The sequence below is a fragment of the Endomicrobium proavitum genome (assembly GCF_001027545.1).
In the GTDB taxonomy this organism is placed as follows: domain Bacteria; phylum Elusimicrobiota; class Endomicrobiia; order Endomicrobiales; family Endomicrobiaceae; genus Endomicrobium; species Endomicrobium proavitum.
In genome coordinates this window covers 1,182,240-1,200,625 of sequence record NZ_CP009498.1, presented here as the reverse complement: position 1 = coordinate 1,200,625, position 18,386 = coordinate 1,182,240, and the positions used below count along the sequence as shown (strand labels likewise).

The following is an 18,386-nucleotide window of genomic DNA, read 5'->3' as shown; positions in this document are numbered from 1 at the left end:
GGGGAAGCAAAAGTGAACGTTGCAAAAAAAATTATTTCTAAACATTTGGTCAGCGGCAAAATGGAAGCCGGCGCGGAAATTGCGCTTAAAATAGATCAAACGCTTACGCAAGACGCTACGGGCACAATGGCGTATTTGCAGTTTGAAGCTATGGGAGTTGCGAAAGTAAAAACCGAACTTTCCGTAAGCTATGTTGATCACAACACTTTGCAAAGCGGTTTTGAAAACGCCGACGACCATAAATTTTTGCAGACTATAGCTTCAAAATACGGAATAGTTTTTTCTCCCGCGGGCAACGGCATTTGCCATCAGGTTCATTTGGAAAGGTTTGGCGTTCCCGGAAAAACTTTAATAGGTTCGGACTCGCACACTCCCACGGGCGGCGGAATAGGCATGCTTGCTTTCGGCGCCGGCGGTTTAGACGTTGCCTGCGCAATGGCGGGGCAGCCGTTTTATATTACAATGCCGAAAATTATTAAAGTTAATCTTACCGGAAAATTAAGAGACTGGGTCAGCGCAAAAGATATTATTCTTGAACTTTTAAGACTTGAAACCGTTAAAGGCGGCCGCGGGAAAATTTACGAGTTTGCAGGCGCCGGCGTGAAAACGTTAACGGTTCCGGAAAGAGCCACAATAACAAACATGGGCACGGAGCTTGGCGCAACAACAAGCATTTTTCCGTCGGATGAAATAACGAAAGATTTTCTTGCCCGTCAAGGCAGAATCTCTGCGTGGACGGAAATTATTGCCGACGATCAAAAAGATTACGACGGCGAAATTGTTATAGATCTTTCAACTTTAGAGCCGCTTATTGCCCAGCCTCACATGCCGGACAAAGTTGTAAAAGTTAAAGATATTAAAGGTATAAAAGTAGATCAGGTTGGAATAGGTTCTTGCACCAACTCTTCTCTTAGCGATATGCTTTTAACCGCGGAAGTTTTAAAGGGCAAAAAAATAAATAAAAACGTAAGCTTTGTTGTTTCTCCCGGGTCTCGTCAGGTTTTGGCTATGCTTTCGCAAAGCGGAGCGCTGTTTAATATTATTGAAAGCGGCGCAAGAGTTTTAGAAAGCGCGTGCGGCCCGTGCATAGGCATGGGGCAGGCGCCAAAAAGCGGAGCTGTTTCTTTTAGAACGTTTAACAGAAATTTTGAAGGCCGCAGCGGCACCAAAGACGCTAAAGTTTATTTGTGCAGCCCCGAAGTTGCGCTTGCCGCGGCTCTCTCGGGCGAGGCCGCCGACCCAAGCGAATATTTCGGAGCAAAACCTAAAATAAAAACGCCGGAAAAATTTCTTGTTGACGACGCGCAATTTCAGCAGCCGGAAGCGGACGGTTCTAAAGTTGAAGTTGTAAAAGGTCCAAATATCGTTTCGTTAAAACAGTTTGCTTTTGATTTAACTACGGACGTCGTGGTGGCTTTAAAAGTTGGCGATAATATTTCCACCGATCATATTTTACCGGCGGGCGCAAAAATTTTGCCTTACCGTTCAAACCTGCCGAAAATTTCGGAATTTACTTTCGGCGCCGTTGACGCCGATTTTGCAAAAAGAGCTTCAAAAATTCCCAACGGAGTTATTGTAGGCGGCGAAAATTACGGACAGGGTTCATCAAGAGAACATGCCGCGCTTGCTCCGAGATTTTTAAATATAAAAATAGTTCTTACAAAATCTTTCGCAAGAATACATTTGGCAAACTTAATAAATTTCGGAATAATTCCGTTAACTTTTGACAATCCGGCAGATTACGATAAAATAAATCAGGGCGATAATTTTTCATTTTCACGCGCAAAAGATATTTTAGAAAACGGCGAAGATTTTAATATTTTAATAGCCGGTAAAGGCATAAAAATAAAAGCCAACTACAACTTAACGCAAAGACAAAAAGGAATTCTGCTTGCCGGCGGATTGTTAAATTGGATTAAAGAAAAGGCAAGTAAATAACAGGTAATAGATAACAGATAATAAGTAATAGGTATCAAGGCGGCACGGCAGCTGACAGCATAAAAATGAGAGGGGTAAAATGAAAAAATTAAATGTTTTAAAATCCGTTTTAGCGGTTGCGGTTGTGTTGTCTTTGTTTTTTGCGGCTTGTTCTAAAGCTTCTTCGGGATTATCGGTTTTTAAAGAAAACGTGGAAGGAAAAACGTGGCAGTTAATAATAGTAGAGTCGGCGCAAAAAAGCGGAACTTTAATTTTTGACAGAGAAAAAATTGACCGTAAAAAATTCAGCGATGTTTATACAATTAAATTTGACGATAAAAAAGCTTCCGGAAAAGCCGCTCCAAACAGATATAGCGCGCCTTACGAAGCCGGCAAAGATTTCTCAATAACATTTAAGCCCGCAGCGTCAACGCTTATGGCGGCAATTTCTACTCCAAAAGGGCTTAGCGAACAAGATTATTTTCAACTCTTAAAAAATGTTTCAGCTTGGAAATTAAACGGAGAGCATCAGCTGATTTTATACTCGGGCGATAAAACCCTTATTTTTGAAGAGATATCCGCACAATAAGAAATTGGCTTTTCGCATCTTTTAATGCGTTTCAAGATATAAAATTAAAGCAGTTAACATTATGTTATAATGTGCATATAGCATTGCAGGCAGAAATTTTGCCGGAGAAAATTTATGGAAAACAATGAATTAAAACAAAAAGTGTTGTCGCAGGCCGCAAGCGCAAAAGACGCTTCGCGCGCGCTTGCCGTTATGACTGCCCAGCAGAAAAGTAAAATACTTTTAGCTATGGCCGACGCTTTATCTAAAAACGCCAAAGATATACTTTTTCATAATGAAATAGACGTTGAAGCCGCAAAAGAAGCGGGGCTTGCCGCGGTTTTAACGGATCGTCTCACTCTTAACGAAGCGCGCGTTAACGCAATGATACAAGGCGTTAGAGATGTTGCCGCGCTTAAAGACCCCGTCGGCGAAATTGTTGAAGATTTAAAACCTGCCCAAAATATTGACGTAAAAAAAATAAGAGTTCCTCTTGGCGTTATAGCTATGATTTACGAAGCGCGTCCTAACGTTACCGTTGATGCGGCTACGCTTTGCCTTAAAGCCGGCAATGCCGTAATTTTAAAAGGCGGTTCGGAAGCCATGAATTCCAACAGAATTTTGGCAAAGATAATTTATGATTCTGCTGTTGCCGCCGGCATGCCTGCGGGCGCAATACAGTTTATAGACACTACCGACAGAAGCGCCGTAACGGAACTTTTGGCGTTAGATAAATATGTAGATTTGCTTATTCCCCGCGGAAGCGAAGAGCTGGTAAATTTTATCCGCAAAAATACTTTAATACCTGTTTTGTCGCACGGTAAAGGTTTGTGTCACACATATATAGATAAAGATGCGGATTTAAAAACCGCGCTTGAAATTGCCGTTAATGCAAAATGTCAGCGTCCTGCGGTTTGCAATGCTATGGAAACTTTGCTTGTGCATAAAGATGTTGCCGCCGAAGTTTTGCCTGCAATATGCAAACTTTATTCCGAAGAAGGCGTTGAAGTTCGCGGATGTCCTTTGGCGCGCAATATTATTCCCGAAGCTAAAGAAGCTGTAGAAGCGGATTGGAGCACCGAATATCACGATAAAATTATTTCAATAAAAGTTGTAAATTCTTTAGATGAAGCTATTGCGCATATAAACAAATACGGTTCGCAGCATTCCGACGCTATTGTTACAAAAGATAAATCTGCCGCCGATAAATTTTTGGCGCAGGTCGATTCTGCAGGCGTTTTTGTCAACGCGTCCACAAGACTTCACGACGGCAGCGTTTTTGGACTTGGCTGCGAAATAGGCATTTCCACACAAAAACTTCATGCCCGCGGAGCAATGGGTTTGAAAGAATTGACTACTACAAAATACATTGTTAGAGGTCAAGGCAACATAAGAAAATAAGCTTTGGTAAAGTGGACGGAGGTAGTTACACATCAGTTGGGGTCAATAGCCCCGTCCCCTTTACCACTGACCCGCAGCGACACGGCTATCAGACGCTTATGGAACGGAATAACATATGAAAAAAATTGCAATTTTCGGCGGCTCGTTTGATCCTGTTCATAATGCGCATGTCCAAATTGCAAAACTTGCCGTCCAATCTTTCGGGCTTGATAAAATTATATTTGTTATCGCCTACGCTCCTGCTCATAAAACCAAACAATACGCGGATATTTCCGACAGAAGCAAAATGCTGGAGCTTGCCGTAAACGGTTTGCCTAAAACAGAAATAAGTTTTTTTGAAGCAGAGCAAAAAACAACCGTTTACTCTTATCAAACGCTTGACCATTTTCAAAATCTTTATCCGAACGATGAAATATTTATGATAATAGGTTCCGACTCTCTTTTGGAACTGCCCGCGTGGAAAAACATAAACTATCTTGCCCAAAAATATAAATTTATAGTCGCAAAACGTCCTAATACCGAAATTTCAAAAGATACGCCTTATTACAACAGATGCATTTTTATTGAAACTCCGGCTAAAGATATTTCGTCAACAGAAATAAGAAAAATGATTTCGCAAAATGATAAAAAAGCCGCGGAACTTTTAGATGACAAAGTTTACGGCTATATAAAAGAACACAATTTATATATGATGGCAAAGTGAAAAGCGACGTTGTTCCCTCGCCCCTTGCGGAAGAGGGCAGTGTGAGGGGTATGCCGTTGTTTTTTTAAGGCAGCTTCGGCAAAGCATATAAAATGAAAAATCTTGAAGAAGAAATATTCAAATATCTATCCGAACATTTAAGCCCGAAACGTTTTGAGCATTCTTTTGCCGTGTCAAAACTTGCGGTAGAGCTTGCGGCAAAAAACGGCGAAAATATTTACAGCGCGCAAACCGCGGGGCTTTTACATGACTGCGCAAAATTTATGCAGGGTAAAGATTTTCTCGGGTTTTTTAAAAACAGAACAAAACCGAAATACTTTAACGAAATAAAAAAATACGCGCCGGAACTTCTTCACGGCAACGCTGCGGCGTTTATTGCAAAAGAAAAGTTTGCCGTAAAAAATAAAGATATTTTAAGCGCAATAGCCAACCATACTTTCGGCAGAGAAAATATGTCAAAACTTGAAAAAATAATTTTTATAGCGGACTCCGTTTCGGAAGACAGAAAATATAAAAACGCGTCAAAAATAAGAGCGCTTGCGAAGAAAGATTTAGATAAAGCTTTTGTAGAAGTGTTAAAACATAAAATATATTTTGTAATAAATAACGAAAAGTGGTTTTGCGCCCAAACGTTAGACACATGGAACTTTTATGCCGCAAAATGAAAAATTAAAAAAATATCTTATAGCGTTTGCCGCGGCAATAATTATTATTGTCGCAGCATATTTTACTTTTTTTAGAACAGACCCGTTTATAAAAAATTTAATGTCTTCGGATACAACGCGTTTTACGTTAATTTTATACGGAACGGAAAAAACTTTGCCTCAAGAGCTAAACGCTTTTCTTATTTCTTATGAAAAAAAATCTAAAGTTTTAAAAATTGTTACGGTTAATACGGACGTTGTTGTTTTAAAAAAGCGAGTAAAAGCCGAAAGTCTTAAAGCTAACTTTAACAAACTTGCTCAAAAAGATATTAATCGCGCCGTTGAAAATTGTCTTGCTGAGCTTGCGGAAATTACAAACGATAATTTTAAAGCCGATTATTACATAGCTATGGATTATGATGTTTTTTCGGAATTTGTTGATAAAAAACAAAAGAATATTATTGTAGATATAAGTTCCGGCTCAAGGACATTTCAACTTTTTCAACAACTGCAAGTTGCTAAAAACGTTGTAAAAAAAATAAAATCAGGAACGCTGGTTGATTTTTTTAAAGCAAGAAGCGGTTATAAAAATTTCAACACAAATATTTCAAAAAAAGCTTTAAGCTGGAGCGTTTTGTATTTTGATATCAAAAAAACGCTCATAATGTTTTGCGATTTGCCCGTTAGAAACTCGCATGCAAGAACTATTACGGATTCGCAAAATGCCGACGCTTTTTTTGAAGAAGTTTATTTTCCGCAAACAAATTTAAAAGATTTCCCAAACATAACAATAGAAGTTAGAAACGCGTCAAAAAAACAGCGAATGGGCGAGAAAGTTTCATGGTTTTTAAGAGAAAAAAAGTTTGACGTTGCGGATTGGAGCAACTACCCCGAGTATTACGAGCAAACAATAATTAAAGATTACAAAGGAAATTTTGCGCTGTCGTTGAAACTTGCAAAAATTTTAGGTTGTCAAAACATAATAATTTCGTATAATAAAAACAGTTATTACGGCGCCGGCGTTTTGGTTGGCGCGGATTGTGAAGTTTACGATAAATTTGATAAAAGTAAAACATTAAAAAGAGGGCAAAATGGAAAAAATTGATTTCCGTGGTTTGGCTGTGAAAGCGGCGCAGATTGCAGACGATAAAAAAGCCGTAAATACCGTTATTTTAGACGTGCGCAGTTTAACGGCAATATCCGATTATTTTGTAGTTACTACGGCGGAATCTTCTCCGCAGATAAACGCAATTGCCGCCGAAATAGAAAAAACTTTTAAAGAAGAGGGCGTGGCTGTTGTGCGCAGAGAGGGAATTTCTTCGCAATCTTGGAGAGTTATAGATTACGGCGGACTTGTGGTTCATATTATGTCGCCCGGCGTGCGCGAAACTTATGAGTTGGAAAAACTCTGGAAAAACGCAAGCGTTGTTGGCTTGCCGGAAAAACTTATTGTTAAAATAAAAGATTCTAAACAGTTTCAGAAAGTTGCCGCAAAAGCCGCAAAAACTGTAAATGCAGAAAAGAAAAAAGTTGAAAGAAAAATAAGACAGGCAAAAAAAGCGGTTAAGAAAGCGGAAAATAAAATTAAATACGGTAAAAAAGCTAAAACTATAAAAAAGACTGTTAAAAAAGCAGATAGTAAAGTTAAGACGGCAAAGAAGACGGTTAAAAAAAGTTTGAAAGCTGCCGGCTCTAAAATAAAAAAAGTTAAAAAAACAATTAAAGCCGTCGGTAAAGGCGTCCAAGCGTTTAGAAAAACAATGAAGAAGAAATAAATATAAAAAAGCCCCGCCGGAGTAATTTCTCCGGCGGGGCTTTTTTTATCTGCAAATAATTTGTTTCTGTTTTTGTTTTTTGTTTCTGTCTTTTTCTACAAAAATTTTATTGCCGGTTAAATCTTTTTCACAGTAATACATAGTTGTTGCGCTTGTTGAAGGGGTTGGCGTAAAAATTTGTATTTGTTCTGGGTGTATTTTTAAATTTCTTCCTATAAAAGTTTGCAGTTCTTTCATTTCTCTTTCGCCGCAGCCGGGGTATGCCGCTATAAAATAATACGTTAAAAACATTTTCGTATTTTCTTTGCTTTGTTCAAACATTTTTACAAATTCTCTAAGCAATGCCGCGTTGGGTTTTCCCATAAGGGAAAGCACTTTGTCGCTTGTGTGCTCCGGGGCAACTTTCATTTGTCCGGAAATATTATTTGCAACTATTGAGTTGAGATATTGCTGTCCTTTTTCTTTATCGTTGCAAATTAAATCGTAGCGTATTCCTGAAGAAATAAAAACTTTTTTAACGTTTGGCAGCTGCGCAACTTTTTCTAATAGTTCCAATTGTTTGTTATGTCCCGAAATTAAACTTGAACACTGCGCCGGAAACAAGCAGCGTTTGTTTTCGCAGGAGCCTGCAACTTTGTGCGCTTTGCATTTTAGTTCAAACATATTAGCGGTAGGTCCGCCGAGATCGGTAATGTATCCTTTAAAATCTTTAAGTTCCGTTATTTTTTTTGCTTCGGCAAGTATGGATTTTTCGCTTCTTGAAATTACCTGTTTTCCCTGATGAACCGCTATAGAACAAAAATTACATTCGCCCACGCAGCCTCTGTGGGTTGTTATGGAAAATTTTATTGTTTCCTGCGCTTTTACTTTGCCAAGCGCGGCGTAATACGGATGCACTTCGCGCGTGTAATCTAAATCGTAAATTTTGTCTAATTCTTCCGTTGTAAGCGCGGGCGAATGCGGGTTTTGCACTAAATATCTGTCGGCGTGTTTTTGAATTAAAATTTTAGGTTCTTTCAAACATTCGTTTTTGTAGAAAGAGTTAAACGCGTCAAAAAATTTATCTTTATTTTCTTTGCATTCTTCATATGAAGGAAGTTCGTAAGCGTCGGACAATTTTTCTTTTGACGCGTAACATAAACCGTTAATGCCGCGCCAATCTTTTTGGTCGCGCAGCGCTTGAGCTAACGCAAGCGTAGATTTTTCGCCCATGCCGTAAGATATTATGTCCGCTTTCGCGTCAAAAAGTATGGAACGCCGCAGCGCGTTGTCTTTAAAATCGTAATGAGTAATTCTTCGCAAACTTGCTTCAACGCCGCCAAGAACTATAGGTTTTGTGTTTTTGAAATGTCTTCGTATAAGGTTTGCATATGCCATGCACGCTCTGTCGGGACGGCGGTTGTTAATGCCGCCCGGCGTTAAGTCGTCGCTGTTTCTGAATTTATTTAAAGCGGTATAGTTTGCAACAAAAGAGTCCATGGCGCCGGCAGATACGCCCCAAAAAAATTTAGGCTCTCCAAGGCGGGCAATATCGTTTGTGTTAACGTCAGGCTGGGCGATAACCGCAACTTTAAAACCGTTTGCGCTAAGCCAATTGCCTATGACGGCGGTTCCCATAAACGGGCTGTCAATATACGCATCGCCGGATATTAAAATAATATCAGGAACGCTCCAGCCGAGTTTTGACAGTTCTTCTTTGGTTGTTGGTAAAAACATTTGATATAATTATACCAAATTGAGAAAGGGGATTTTCGTGGGGAACTTTGGCATACAAATTATAAAACTGTTATCGCTTAATTTTATTTTTTTATTTGCAATGTCGGCTTATAGGCTGATATTTTTTTTGTATTACAAAACAGGCATAGACTTAACGGGTTTTTCAAAAGATATTGCAAGCGCGTTTTTTATGGGTTTGCGGCTTGATTTATCTGTTTTATCCGCCGTTAACGCGCCGGTAGTTTTATTTTTTGTTGTCTTTTTTATTATAGGAAAATCTTCATGGTTAAAAACTTTCTTCTTGGGGCTTAAATATTATTACACGGTGTTTATAGGTTTGCTGCTTACCGTTTTTTGCATAGACTTCAATTTCTACTCTTATTTTAAAGATCATTTAAATATAATGGTTTTCGGTTTTATAGAAGACGATACCATGGCGCTTGTAAAAACTTTCTATGAAAATTACAATTTATTTTTAATAGGTTTGGGCGTTGCGATAATTTTTGCGGGTATTTTTTACTTATCAAAATTGGCGCTAAAGCAACAAAAAACAAAATTTGCTTTGCCGAATATTTTTATAAGAGTTGCAATATCTGTTGTGCTGCCGTTTGTAGTTTTCATAGGCGTAAGAGGAAGTTTTGGCTATCACGCTATAGGAGTTTATACCAACGTTTCTTCAAACGAATTTTTAAATACAACGGCAATTAATTATGTGTTTACTTTACAAAGAGCTATAGATAATAAAGCAAGGCAAAGCAGAAACATAGATTATATTGCGGCAACGGGTTATGAAAATAACATAAGACAGGCTTTTGCGGATTATCTTGGTAAAAATATCAGCGAGATAGACAAGAAAGTTCCGGAAAAATCTCTTATTTCAAAAACAAAACAAAACGCGAATATAGAAAATGTTAAGCCGAACGTTATTTTTATTCTTATGGAAAGTTTGGGCGAAGATTTAGTTAAATATAACAGCGAAACGTTTAACGTTCTTGGGGAATTAAAAAAACATTTTGATCAAGATATTGTCTTCCGTAATATTTCTTCGGAAGACAGCGTAACCGTATATGCTCTGGAAGCTTTATTTTTAAACACATTTTTAAGAGATAATTCTTTTAACGTTTCGCAGTCCGAATATGTTTATAACCGCTACCCTTTTGCATCGGCGCTGCCGTATAAAAAATCCGGCTATGAGACGTTTTTTATATACGGAGATAATGTCGCGTGGAGAAATTGCGGGGAGTTTGCGGCAAGCTCTTACTACGATAATGTTATAAGCATGAGAGGCGCGGGAAGTAAAGATTTTCCCGCAGGACCGTGGGGCGTTTTTGACGAATATCTTTTTAATTCTGTTTTTGAAACGCTTTCTAAAAATTCCGGCAAAAAATTTATTTTTGCTTTAACTACCACAAATCATCCTCCGTTTTTGCTTCCGGATAATTACAAAACTCTTCCGCTTGAAATTCCGCAAGAGTTACAAAACAGAATATCGGATATTGATAATGCAAAATTAAGTTTTGCAACTTATCAATATTCAAATGAAATGTTAGGGCGTTTTATTACAAGAATAAAAAATTCTCCGTATGGCGACAATACAATAATAGTTGTTACCGGAGATCATAGTTCGTTAAGATACCGTCCTGAAAGTCTTGTTAACACTATGCGCGTTCCTTTATATTTGTATATTCCTAAAAAATTAAAACCGCAAAATATAAATACAAAGGTTGCGGGCTCTCATATGGATATATTTGCAACGCTTTATAATATTTCTCTGTCAAATGCGCAGTATATGTCCGCGGGCACAAATTTGTTGTTGCCAAAAGCCGAAAATAATACGTTGATGTATAAAAATTTTATCGTCGGTAAAAATTTTGCGGTTCAATATGACATAGCAGGAAATAAGGCAACATATTATAAACTTGGAGCCCGCAAAGAGCTGATTCTTGCGCCTGAGCAAAAAGAACATAAACAACTGTTAAAGCGCTTTTTGTCGGCAACCGCAATATCGGATTATTTAATCAAAAATACTGGCGAGAAAATGAAGAAATAAAAAATAATGTAAATAAAAACCCCGGAAGGTAAAATTTTCGGGGTTTTTATTTTTGTCCGTTTAAGTTTAAATACAGTTGTTAATCAATGTTTGTTTTTCTTTTCGCGATAATTTTTTTATTGCAAACTCGCGGCTTTGCGCTTCTTGCTTTGTTTTAAAAATTTCACAATATGCTAATTCTACGGGGCAGCGCGTGCGCGTATATTTACAGCCTTTGCCGCTGTTGTGAGCTTGCAGCCGCTTATCAATATTGTTTGTCCAGCCGGTGTATAAAGTGTCGTCGGCGCATTTTAAAATATAGGTGTAATTTGTTTGCGGTTTTCTTTTGCGTTTTGATGATTTTGTTTTTGGCATAAAAACATTATATCAATTTCGCTGTTACATATCTAAAAACGCCTCGCGTAATTAAACGCGGGGCGTTTTTACAACGTTTATTTTGGAAAGAAGAAATCTGCCGTCATATCAAGATAGTTTGCAGATTTATAATCCGGATATTTTTGCTTGACGATTGTTTTAAATTTTTCTGCCGATTTAGCTCTTGCGGCAAACTTTTTAATATCTTGCAGGTAATTGATTTTTATATTGGCATCTTGTGCATTTTCCGGAGTGTGGTGCGAACTTAAAATAAAATCATAACCTTTGCGTAAGCAATTTTTTAATTGCGCAATAAGAGCGTCGGCTCCTGCCGGCCCGAAAACTATTGAGTGGCAATCAAGCCCGAGCATATGCATATATATTGAATTTATCTCAGGAATTCTAATATCAAAAGCGTCGTTTGTTTCTTTAATTATCATTTTAATTCCGGCAATGCTTGTGCTTTTTGTATCTATATAATTTGTTACCGTGTTTACGGAGGCGTCAACTTTATCTCCAAAAACCGTTTTAAAATTTTCGGTTATTTCTTTGCCGTGTCCGTAATGAGCGAAATAATCGCCTTGTTGTGTGGAATATCTTTTTACATAAGGCAGCAGAGTTGCCGAGCTTGCCATATGGTAAGATAATAGAAGTCCTTCCACCGTGATGTTTAAGGAATTAACATAATCTTCCAGTTCTTTAATGTTGTCAACAAAAAGCGGAGCTTCAATTATTACGCCTTTTTTGTCTTTTTCCAAAATAAACACTTCGTCTTCCAGCGGATCGTTCGTCTTGTAAGCGTGCAATTTTACTTTTCCGAAATCATAAACTTGCATAACCCCTTTCTTTAAAACCGACTCTTTGAAATTTATTTTTTTCATAAATCCCTCCTTGTTAACGCTTTATTGCTTTTTCGCGTTCCTGTGTACTATAATAAACCTATACAGTAATTTTGTCAAGAAAGCACCTTTTTATTATATAATAACCTTTTAGTAACTATTGGAGGCTTACAAAATGATTAAAAAAACAGATTTACCGCCGTGCCCGACAGCAACGACAATTCATTTGATAGGAAATAAATGGAAACTTTTGCTTTTGCGGGATTTGCTTGACGGCACAAAACGTTTTGGAGAATTAAGAAAAAGCGTAGCCGGAATCAGTCAAAAAGTGCTAACTGAAAATTTACGCGAGTTAGAAAAATCTGGCATAATAACCCGCAAAGTGCACGCCCAAGTCCCGCCAAAAGTAGAATACACCCTAAGCAAGTTAGGCGCCACACTAAAACCCATATTAGATTTAATGACAGCCTGGGGAATGAAATATAAGAAGATGATGAGATGATGCATTATGAAGCCGCAGTAATTGATAGCGATTTGTTTTTGTTAAATGTGTAAATATTCTGCAAAGAAAAAAAGAATGCGGAGATTAAACATCTAATCTCCACATTAGGTTTTCTTTGCTTGTATCGTAAAAATTTCCAGGTTGTTCGGTCATTTAGAGTGTGGGTCTATTATTTCTTATGGTTTGATTTCTTAAAGGTTTTTTTAATCCATTAGACATATAATTATCTATTTTATTCTATTTAGCAGCTTATCTCAATCCCCAGAAATGGGGACCGCTTATGGAGCGATTGTGACCTACAACTTTTTTTGCAGCGGCAGTTAGGGATGTATATTTTTTCTTATCATAAATAACAATGCCGTCATTTTGTAAAGTGGCAATGTATTTTTTACCTTTATAAATTTTTGTTAATGTTTTTGAAAATTTTTTAGAAGTTTTGCTTTCAGAACGGCTCTCTATTTCTTCATTGGAAAAAAGTTGTTTTAACTGTATATCTTGCAATGTCCTTATTTCTTTCCGAAGCTCCGTTTGGAATTTTTTGATTTCTTTTTGATAAAGTAACGAGTTGCCGCTTGGTTTCATTAAAGAAATAAATATTCTTTCCAGCTCAGGGATGAGTTTGTTATCGGCAACTACATATAATGAGAAGAAATTCCATTTGTTTTTATGTTTATCGGTGAAGTGTTGTTTTATTCGCTGTTTTAGTCTTGTGGCTTTGCCGACATAGTAAATATTACTATTTTTATAAAGTATATATATGCCGCCCTTATCGCCAATTTTGCTAATAAGAGCTTTTTTATAATCTAATAAAATATCTATTGAGGCTTTGTGGAGTTGATATTCAATAAATTTAATCATTGAAATCCTTTAACTTAAGGTGTGTTTTAAGAGAAGTAATTTTGGTTTCTGAAAATATTAGATACTAACTTCAAAAATCATACGGAGAGATAGGGATTCGAACCCTAGTTACCCTTTCGGATAAACAGTCTTTCCAGGACTGCGCCTTCAACCGCTCGGCCATCTCTCCGTTAAACAAAAGGTATTTTACTATATTATGTTTGGCATTTCAAATTGGTTATTTAGTATAATTTTTTTAGTAAATACGGAGAGCGTGTGCAAAAACCTATTTTTTTAAATAATGTAAGTTTATACTTTAGCGGGAAAATTTGTTTTGAAAATTTTTCGGCGCAAATTTTGCCAAACAGCCGCATAGCTGTTATGGGAAATAACGGCGCGGGGAAGTCTTCTCTTTTGAAAATAATAAAGGGGGATATTTCTCCGTCTGAAGGTGAAATTGTAAATAATAAAAACATTGTTTTCGGATACGTTGCGCAGCTTGTGCGCGAGTATGAAAGTTTAAGCGGCGGGGAAAAATTCAACAAAGCGTTAAGCGCCGCGTTTGCCAAGCATCCGGACGCGCTGCTTTTGGACGAGCCTACAAATCATTTGGATTTGAAAAACAGACAATCTTTAATGAAGATGCTTAATTTTTATAAAGGCACTTTAATTGTGGTTTCTCACGATGAAGAACTTTTGAGAAACTCAGTAGATACTTTTTGGCACATAGACAACGGACAAATAAATATTTTTAACGGTAAATACGACGATTACAAAAATACCGTATTTCAAAACCGCGCAAATCTTGAAAACCAATTGCACTCGCTTTCAAAGGAAAAAAAAGAAAACCACAAAGCTCTTATGAAAGAACAGCAGCGCGCTGCAAAAAGTAAACAACGCGGCGAGAAATTTGTAGAACAAAAAAGATGGCTGCCTGCAGTTGGCGATTTAAAGGCTTCGTCGGCGCAAAAATCTTCCGGCAAAAATAAAGAAGCGATTAACAATAAAAGGGAATATTTAAACCGACAGTTGTCTTCTATACGCATTCCTGAAATTATAAAACCTAAATTTTCTTTGACGGCAAAAGATATGGGTTCAAAAACAATAATTTCAATAAGCGGCGCAGGCGCAGGGTATGAAAATAAAATAATTTTGCATAATATAAATATAAACGTTGCCGCAGGACAACATCTTGCCGTAACGGGAAATAACGGCAGCGGTAAAACAACTTTGTTTAAAGCTATTTTAAATTTTGATGAAATTGTAAAAACCGGAACGTGGGACGCGCCTGCTGCAGATGATATTGGATATTTGGATCAATATTACGATGGGCTGGATACTGAAAAAACTGTTTTTGAAACTATTGCGAATTTGTCGCCGCAAAAGACTTATGTTGAAACAAGAGATTTTTTAAATGATTTTTTGTTTAGAAAAAACGAGGAAGTAAATAAAAAAGTTGATGTTTTATCGGGCGGGGAAAAAGCACGTTTAAGTCTTGCAAAAATTGCAGTTAAAACGCCTAAACTTTTACTTATTGACGAGATAACAAATAATATAGATTTAGAAACAAAAGAACACGTTACTGAAGTTTTAAAAGAATATCCGGGCGCGATGATTATTATTTCGCACGATACGGCGTTTCTTGAGGATATTGGCGTTGATTATTTTTATGAGGTAAAGTAACAACGGCAAATACCCCGTCGCTAACGCGCCACCCCTTTTACAAAAAGGGAATAAATACAAAAAAAAGAGAGCCGCGCATTTTGCGCGGCTCTCTTTTTTTTGTTACGAAATTCTAAAATATCAAGACTTAATATTTTTTCTGATTCCTAATTATCGTTTTTTGCTTCTTGGTCTAATTCTTTGTCAATTTTGCGGGCTTCGGTGCGGCCTAATTTTTTTCTTGTCCAGAGTCTGAAAGAGTTCATGTATTCAAAAATTGCGGGGATTATTAAAAGCGTAAGAATTGTTGAACTTATTATTCCTCCGATAATTACTATGCCCATGCTTTGTCTGAATTTTCCTACCTCGCTTAAAGCCAACGCTGTCGGAAGCATGCCCGCGGCAAGCGCAAAAGACGTCATAAGTATAGGGCGAAGCCTTACTTTTCCGGCTTCTATTACGGCTTCGTTTACGGATTTTCCGCGCCGCATAAGCTGTTGTATGTAGTCCACTAAAATAATAGAATTTTTTGCGACAATACCTAACAGCATTATAAGCCCTATCATGGTAAACATATCAAGCGCGCCGTGAGTTACAAACAGCGCTATTAAACCGCCAACTACCGCAAGCGGGAGAGAAATCATTATTGTCAAAGGCGTTATTACGGATTCATATAAACTTGCCAAAACTATGAAAATAAAAATTACGGATAACATAACGGCTGTCTGAATATTTTTTCCTAAGTTTTGCATTTCTTCAACGTTGCCGCCGTATTGATAAGTAATGTTGTTCCAAAGCGCCGCGTTTTGCGGGTTTGTTTTGCTTTCAAGTAAAATCTTTTCCGTAGCTTTTTGTATAACTCCCAAAGTTGCGCCTTTGCTTAAGTTTCCGGAAATTTCTATGTATCTTATTCTGTCCCTTCTGTAAATTTTTGTTGGGCCTGCTTCTTGTTTTAAAGTTGCCACTCTGGAAAGTTTTATTCTCTTGTTGTTCATGTTAAAAACATAGAGGCTGTTGAAAGAATCCGTAATGTCGCGCTGGTCGGCTTTTAAGTTAACTCTTATGTCGTACTCAAGTCCGTTTGTTCTGTAAACGGCTGGAAGGTTTCCTTCAACCATGGCTCTAAGTTCCGCGCCGGCAACAACGGAATTTACTCCGAAATCTTTTGCTTTTTTCGGGTTAATGTCTATTTGATATTCCGGTTTTCCAGAGCGGAAATTTGTGCTTAAATCTACAAGCCCCGGAATATTTTTAAATTGCGCTATTAAAGAATCTGCAATAGCTGAAAGCTGTTTTGTATCCCTGCCGAAAATTAAAAGCGAGAACGGTTTTTGATTTCCGCCGAAACTCGTTCCGGAATCGTTAAGGGAAATTATTACGGATTTATCTAATGTTTGCGCAAGTTGCGCGCGAATATTTGTTTTAACCGCTTCCGTAGTAAGTTTTCTTTTGTTGTCTTTTACAAGGCGAACATAAATATCCGCAATGTTTAATTCTTTACTGTTGTTGCCTATTGAAACTACGGCAAACTCTACTTCAGGCATTGCCATTATTGCGTCTTCAATCTGTATGCAGACGGCGTTAGTTTTTGCAAGAGATGCGTCCGGCGCGGTTTCTACGGATATTCTAAATTCGCCCGATTCCGATTCCGGCATAAAGCTGCGGGGAATAAAGAAAAACAGCGGCAGAGAAAGCGCAAAAATTAAAACCGTAGTCAGCAACACTTTTATTTTGTTGTTGATAATAATTTTTATTATTTTTTCGTAAAAATTTAAAATTTTCTGCAAAAATTTTTCAAACCATACTACCGTAAGAAGTCTGATAACTTTGCTTATGCTTTCTGAAATTTTTGTTAAAGAAGTAAGAGTTTTGCCTTTAAGTTTCGGCGCCTCTTTTTTATGCGAAGGAATAATATACGCTGAAAGCATAGGCGCAATTGTAAGCGCGTCAAGCACTGAAATAAGCATTGCGAAAACTACGGTTAAACCGAACTCTTTAAAAAACTGTCCGATAATTCCGCTTAAAAAACCTACTGGCAAAAACACCGCGATAACGGAACTTGTAGTGGCTATAACGGCAAGAGAAACTTCATCCGTGCCTTTTTGCGCCGCAACGTCGGGCTCTTCGCCCTCCTCGTAATGTCTGTAAATGTTTTCGCGCACAACTATAGCGTCGTCAATTAAAAGCCCTACGGCAAGAGATAAAGACATAAGCGAAATAACGTTTATGCTGAAATCAAACAGATACATAAAAATAAAAGCGCCTATTAAACTGTTTGGCAGCGCAAGAGCGGTTATAAGCGTTGAACGCCAGCTTCCGAGGAAAAAATAAACCACAATTACCGCAAGAAGAATGCCTATATAAATTGTTTCTTTGACGTCGTCAATGTTGTCCCTGATAACTTTAGCGTTGTCGGTAACTACCGTTAAAAGCGGGTCTCCTTTGGCGCCTTTGTAGCGCGCGTTAAGCTCGTTAACTTTTTTCAAAACGGCGTTTGAAATGTTTACTTCGTTAGCTTTTGATTGTTTAAAAATTCTAAAAAGCAAAGTTTGCTCGCGTATTACTTTCCCGTTTTCTTTTAAATCTATACGCCCAAGAGTATATCTTTCCATTATGGTGTCTTGCACCGTGGCTACGTCTCCCACGGATACCGGCACTTCGTTGCCGTGAAAATTTACTACCACTTGTTTTATGTCGTCAACGGTTCTGTATTCGCCCATAGACCTGAAAGACACGTCGTTATCGCCAATTGAAATTCTGCCGATGGGAATATTCATGCTGTTATTTTTTATGCTGTTTGATACGGCAGACAGGGTGGTGTCGTATTGATTAAGTTTGTTGCGGTCAACGGCTACTTGAACTTCTCTTCTTGTGCCGCCCGCCATCCATATGCTTGAAATACCGTCAACTCTTAAAAGTTCTTTCCTGTAATATTCGTCGGCAAAATCGTAAAGTTCTTTGGGCGCTAAATCGGCCTTTAAACTTATTGTCATAATGGGGCGCGCTTCGGGGTCTATTTTTTGCACAACGGGCTCGTCTATATCATCCGGAAAAGCTCTGCGTATTTCCGCTATTTTATCTTTAACTTCCTGAAGAGCTATTTCGGGGTCTTTTGCAAGATCAAACTCCGCAAAAGTGTTTGAAATTCCGTCTTGGCTTACGGAGCTGATATGTTTTAATCCGGAAATAGAACTCATCGCATTTTCCACGCGGTTGCTTACTCTGTTTTCTATTTCTTCGGGTCCTGCGCCCGGGTAGGTTATGCTTACGCGCACATACGGAAATTCCACGTCGGGCATCATTCTAACCTGCATTCTGTCCATAAACATAAGACCTATAATGATTACCATTACAAGAATTGAAAAAATAAAAGTAGGTCGTTTAATTGAAAGACTTGCTAAATTCATAAAAACCTCAC

General features: G+C 37.9%; 15 protein-coding genes and 1 tRNA gene. 10 read left to right on the top strand and 6 right to left on the bottom strand.

The genetic code is table 11. The annotated features are described in order from the left end of the window. The first annotated feature begins 12 nt into the window (after window positions 1-12). The 7 genes from Epro_RS05185 to rsfS all read left to right on the top strand — a co-directional run bounded on the left by Epro_RS05185 (window position 13) and on the right by rsfS (window position 7,008). Window positions 13-1,938 (top strand): aconitate hydratase, encoded by a 1,926-nt coding sequence (locus Epro_RS05185; protein WP_082121503.1) that lies wholly within the window; start codon window positions 13-15, stop codon window positions 1,936-1,938. 79 nt (window positions 1,939-2,017) lie between these two features. Continuing rightward, window positions 2,018-2,506 carry an META domain-containing protein gene (locus Epro_RS05180; protein WP_052570933.1) on the top strand — a complete coding sequence of 163 codons (489 nt, stop codon included), beginning with the start codon at window positions 2,018-2,020 and terminating at the stop codon, window positions 2,504-2,506. A 114-nt stretch (window positions 2,507-2,620) separates the two neighbouring features. Beyond that, window positions 2,621-3,886 (top strand): glutamate-5-semialdehyde dehydrogenase, encoded by a 1,266-nt coding sequence (locus Epro_RS05175; RefSeq protein WP_052570932.1) that lies wholly within the window; start codon window positions 2,621-2,623, stop codon window positions 3,884-3,886. Between the two features lie 115 nt (window positions 3,887-4,001). Beyond that, the gene (gene nadD, locus Epro_RS05170; protein ID WP_052570931.1) at window positions 4,002-4,589 is read left to right on the top strand and encodes a nicotinate (nicotinamide) nucleotide adenylyltransferase; all 588 of its coding nucleotides are present in this window, start codon (window positions 4,002-4,004) and stop codon (window positions 4,587-4,589) included. Window positions 4,590-4,681: 92 nt separating this feature from the next. Continuing rightward, window positions 4,682-5,254, top strand: a complete 573-nt coding sequence (gene yqeK, locus Epro_RS05165) for a bis(5'-nucleosyl)-tetraphosphatase (symmetrical) YqeK (protein WP_052570930.1) — start codon at window positions 4,682-4,684, stop codon at window positions 5,252-5,254. Beyond that, a complete protein-coding gene (locus tag Epro_RS05160) occupies window positions 5,241-6,338 on the top strand; it encodes a LytR C-terminal domain-containing protein (protein WP_052570929.1) in 1,098 nt (365 codons plus the stop codon). Before yqeK ends, Epro_RS05160 begins: the two co-directional genes overlap by 14 nt. Continuing rightward, window positions 6,325-7,008 carry a ribosome silencing factor gene (rsfS, locus tag Epro_RS05155; RefSeq protein ID WP_052570928.1) on the top strand — a complete coding sequence of 228 codons (684 nt, stop codon included), beginning with the start codon at window positions 6,325-6,327 and terminating at the stop codon, window positions 7,006-7,008. The genes Epro_RS05160 and rsfS overlap by 14 nt, the downstream gene beginning before the upstream one ends. 45 nt (window positions 7,009-7,053) lie before the next feature. On the opposite strand, the gene Epro_RS05150 is transcribed toward rsfS, so the two are convergent. Beyond that, window positions 7,054-8,724, bottom strand: coding sequence for a YgiQ family radical SAM protein (locus Epro_RS05150; protein ID WP_052570927.1), 1,671 nt, complete (start codon window positions 8,722-8,724; stop codon window positions 7,054-7,056). A 37-nt stretch (window positions 8,725-8,761) separates the two neighbouring features. On the opposite strand from Epro_RS05150, the gene Epro_RS05145 reads away from it, so the two are divergent. Then, window positions 8,762-10,774 carry an LTA synthase family protein gene (locus tag Epro_RS05145; RefSeq protein ID WP_052570926.1) on the top strand — a complete coding sequence of 671 codons (2,013 nt, stop codon included), beginning with the start codon at window positions 8,762-8,764 and terminating at the stop codon, window positions 10,772-10,774. A gap of 66 nt (window positions 10,775-10,840) precedes the next feature. On the opposite strand, the gene Epro_RS05140 is transcribed toward Epro_RS05145, so the two are convergent. After that, window positions 10,841-11,128, bottom strand: a complete 288-nt coding sequence (locus Epro_RS05140; RefSeq protein WP_052570925.1) for a GIY-YIG nuclease family protein — start codon at window positions 11,126-11,128, stop codon at window positions 10,841-10,843. 77 nt (window positions 11,129-11,205) lie between these two features. Then, window positions 11,206-12,009, bottom strand: coding sequence for a hypothetical protein (locus tag Epro_RS05135; RefSeq protein WP_052570924.1), 804 nt, complete (start codon window positions 12,007-12,009; stop codon window positions 11,206-11,208). Window positions 12,010-12,142: 133 nt separating this feature from the next. Here Epro_RS05135 and Epro_RS05130 point away from each other — a divergent pair, with 133 nt between their 5' ends. Continuing rightward, window positions 12,143-12,469 (top strand): winged helix-turn-helix transcriptional regulator, encoded by a 327-nt coding sequence (locus Epro_RS05130; protein ID WP_052570923.1) that lies wholly within the window; start codon window positions 12,143-12,145, stop codon window positions 12,467-12,469. 249 nt (window positions 12,470-12,718) lie between these two features. Here Epro_RS05130 and Epro_RS05125 read toward each other — a convergent pair whose 3' ends face one another. Further along, window positions 12,719-13,327, bottom strand: coding sequence for a DUF2924 domain-containing protein (locus Epro_RS05125; RefSeq protein ID WP_052570922.1), 609 nt, complete (start codon window positions 13,325-13,327; stop codon window positions 12,719-12,721). Window positions 13,328-13,409: 82 nt separating this feature from the next. Then, window positions 13,410-13,496 (bottom strand) — tRNA-Ser (locus Epro_RS05120). A gap of 86 nt (window positions 13,497-13,582) precedes the next feature. Here Epro_RS05120 and Epro_RS05115 point away from each other — a divergent pair. Beyond that, on the top strand, window positions 13,583-14,989 hold the full coding sequence (locus tag Epro_RS05115; protein WP_052570921.1) for an ABC-F family ATP-binding cassette domain-containing protein: 1,407 nt from the start codon (window positions 13,583-13,585) through the stop codon (window positions 14,987-14,989). 146 nt (window positions 14,990-15,135) lie between these two features. Here the strand turns inward: Epro_RS05115 and Epro_RS05110 are convergent, their stop codons facing one another. After that, a complete protein-coding gene (locus Epro_RS05110) occupies window positions 15,136-18,375 on the bottom strand; it encodes an efflux RND transporter permease subunit (protein ID WP_158409024.1) in 3,240 nt (1,079 codons plus the stop codon). Window positions 18,376-18,386 lie beyond the last annotated feature (11 nt).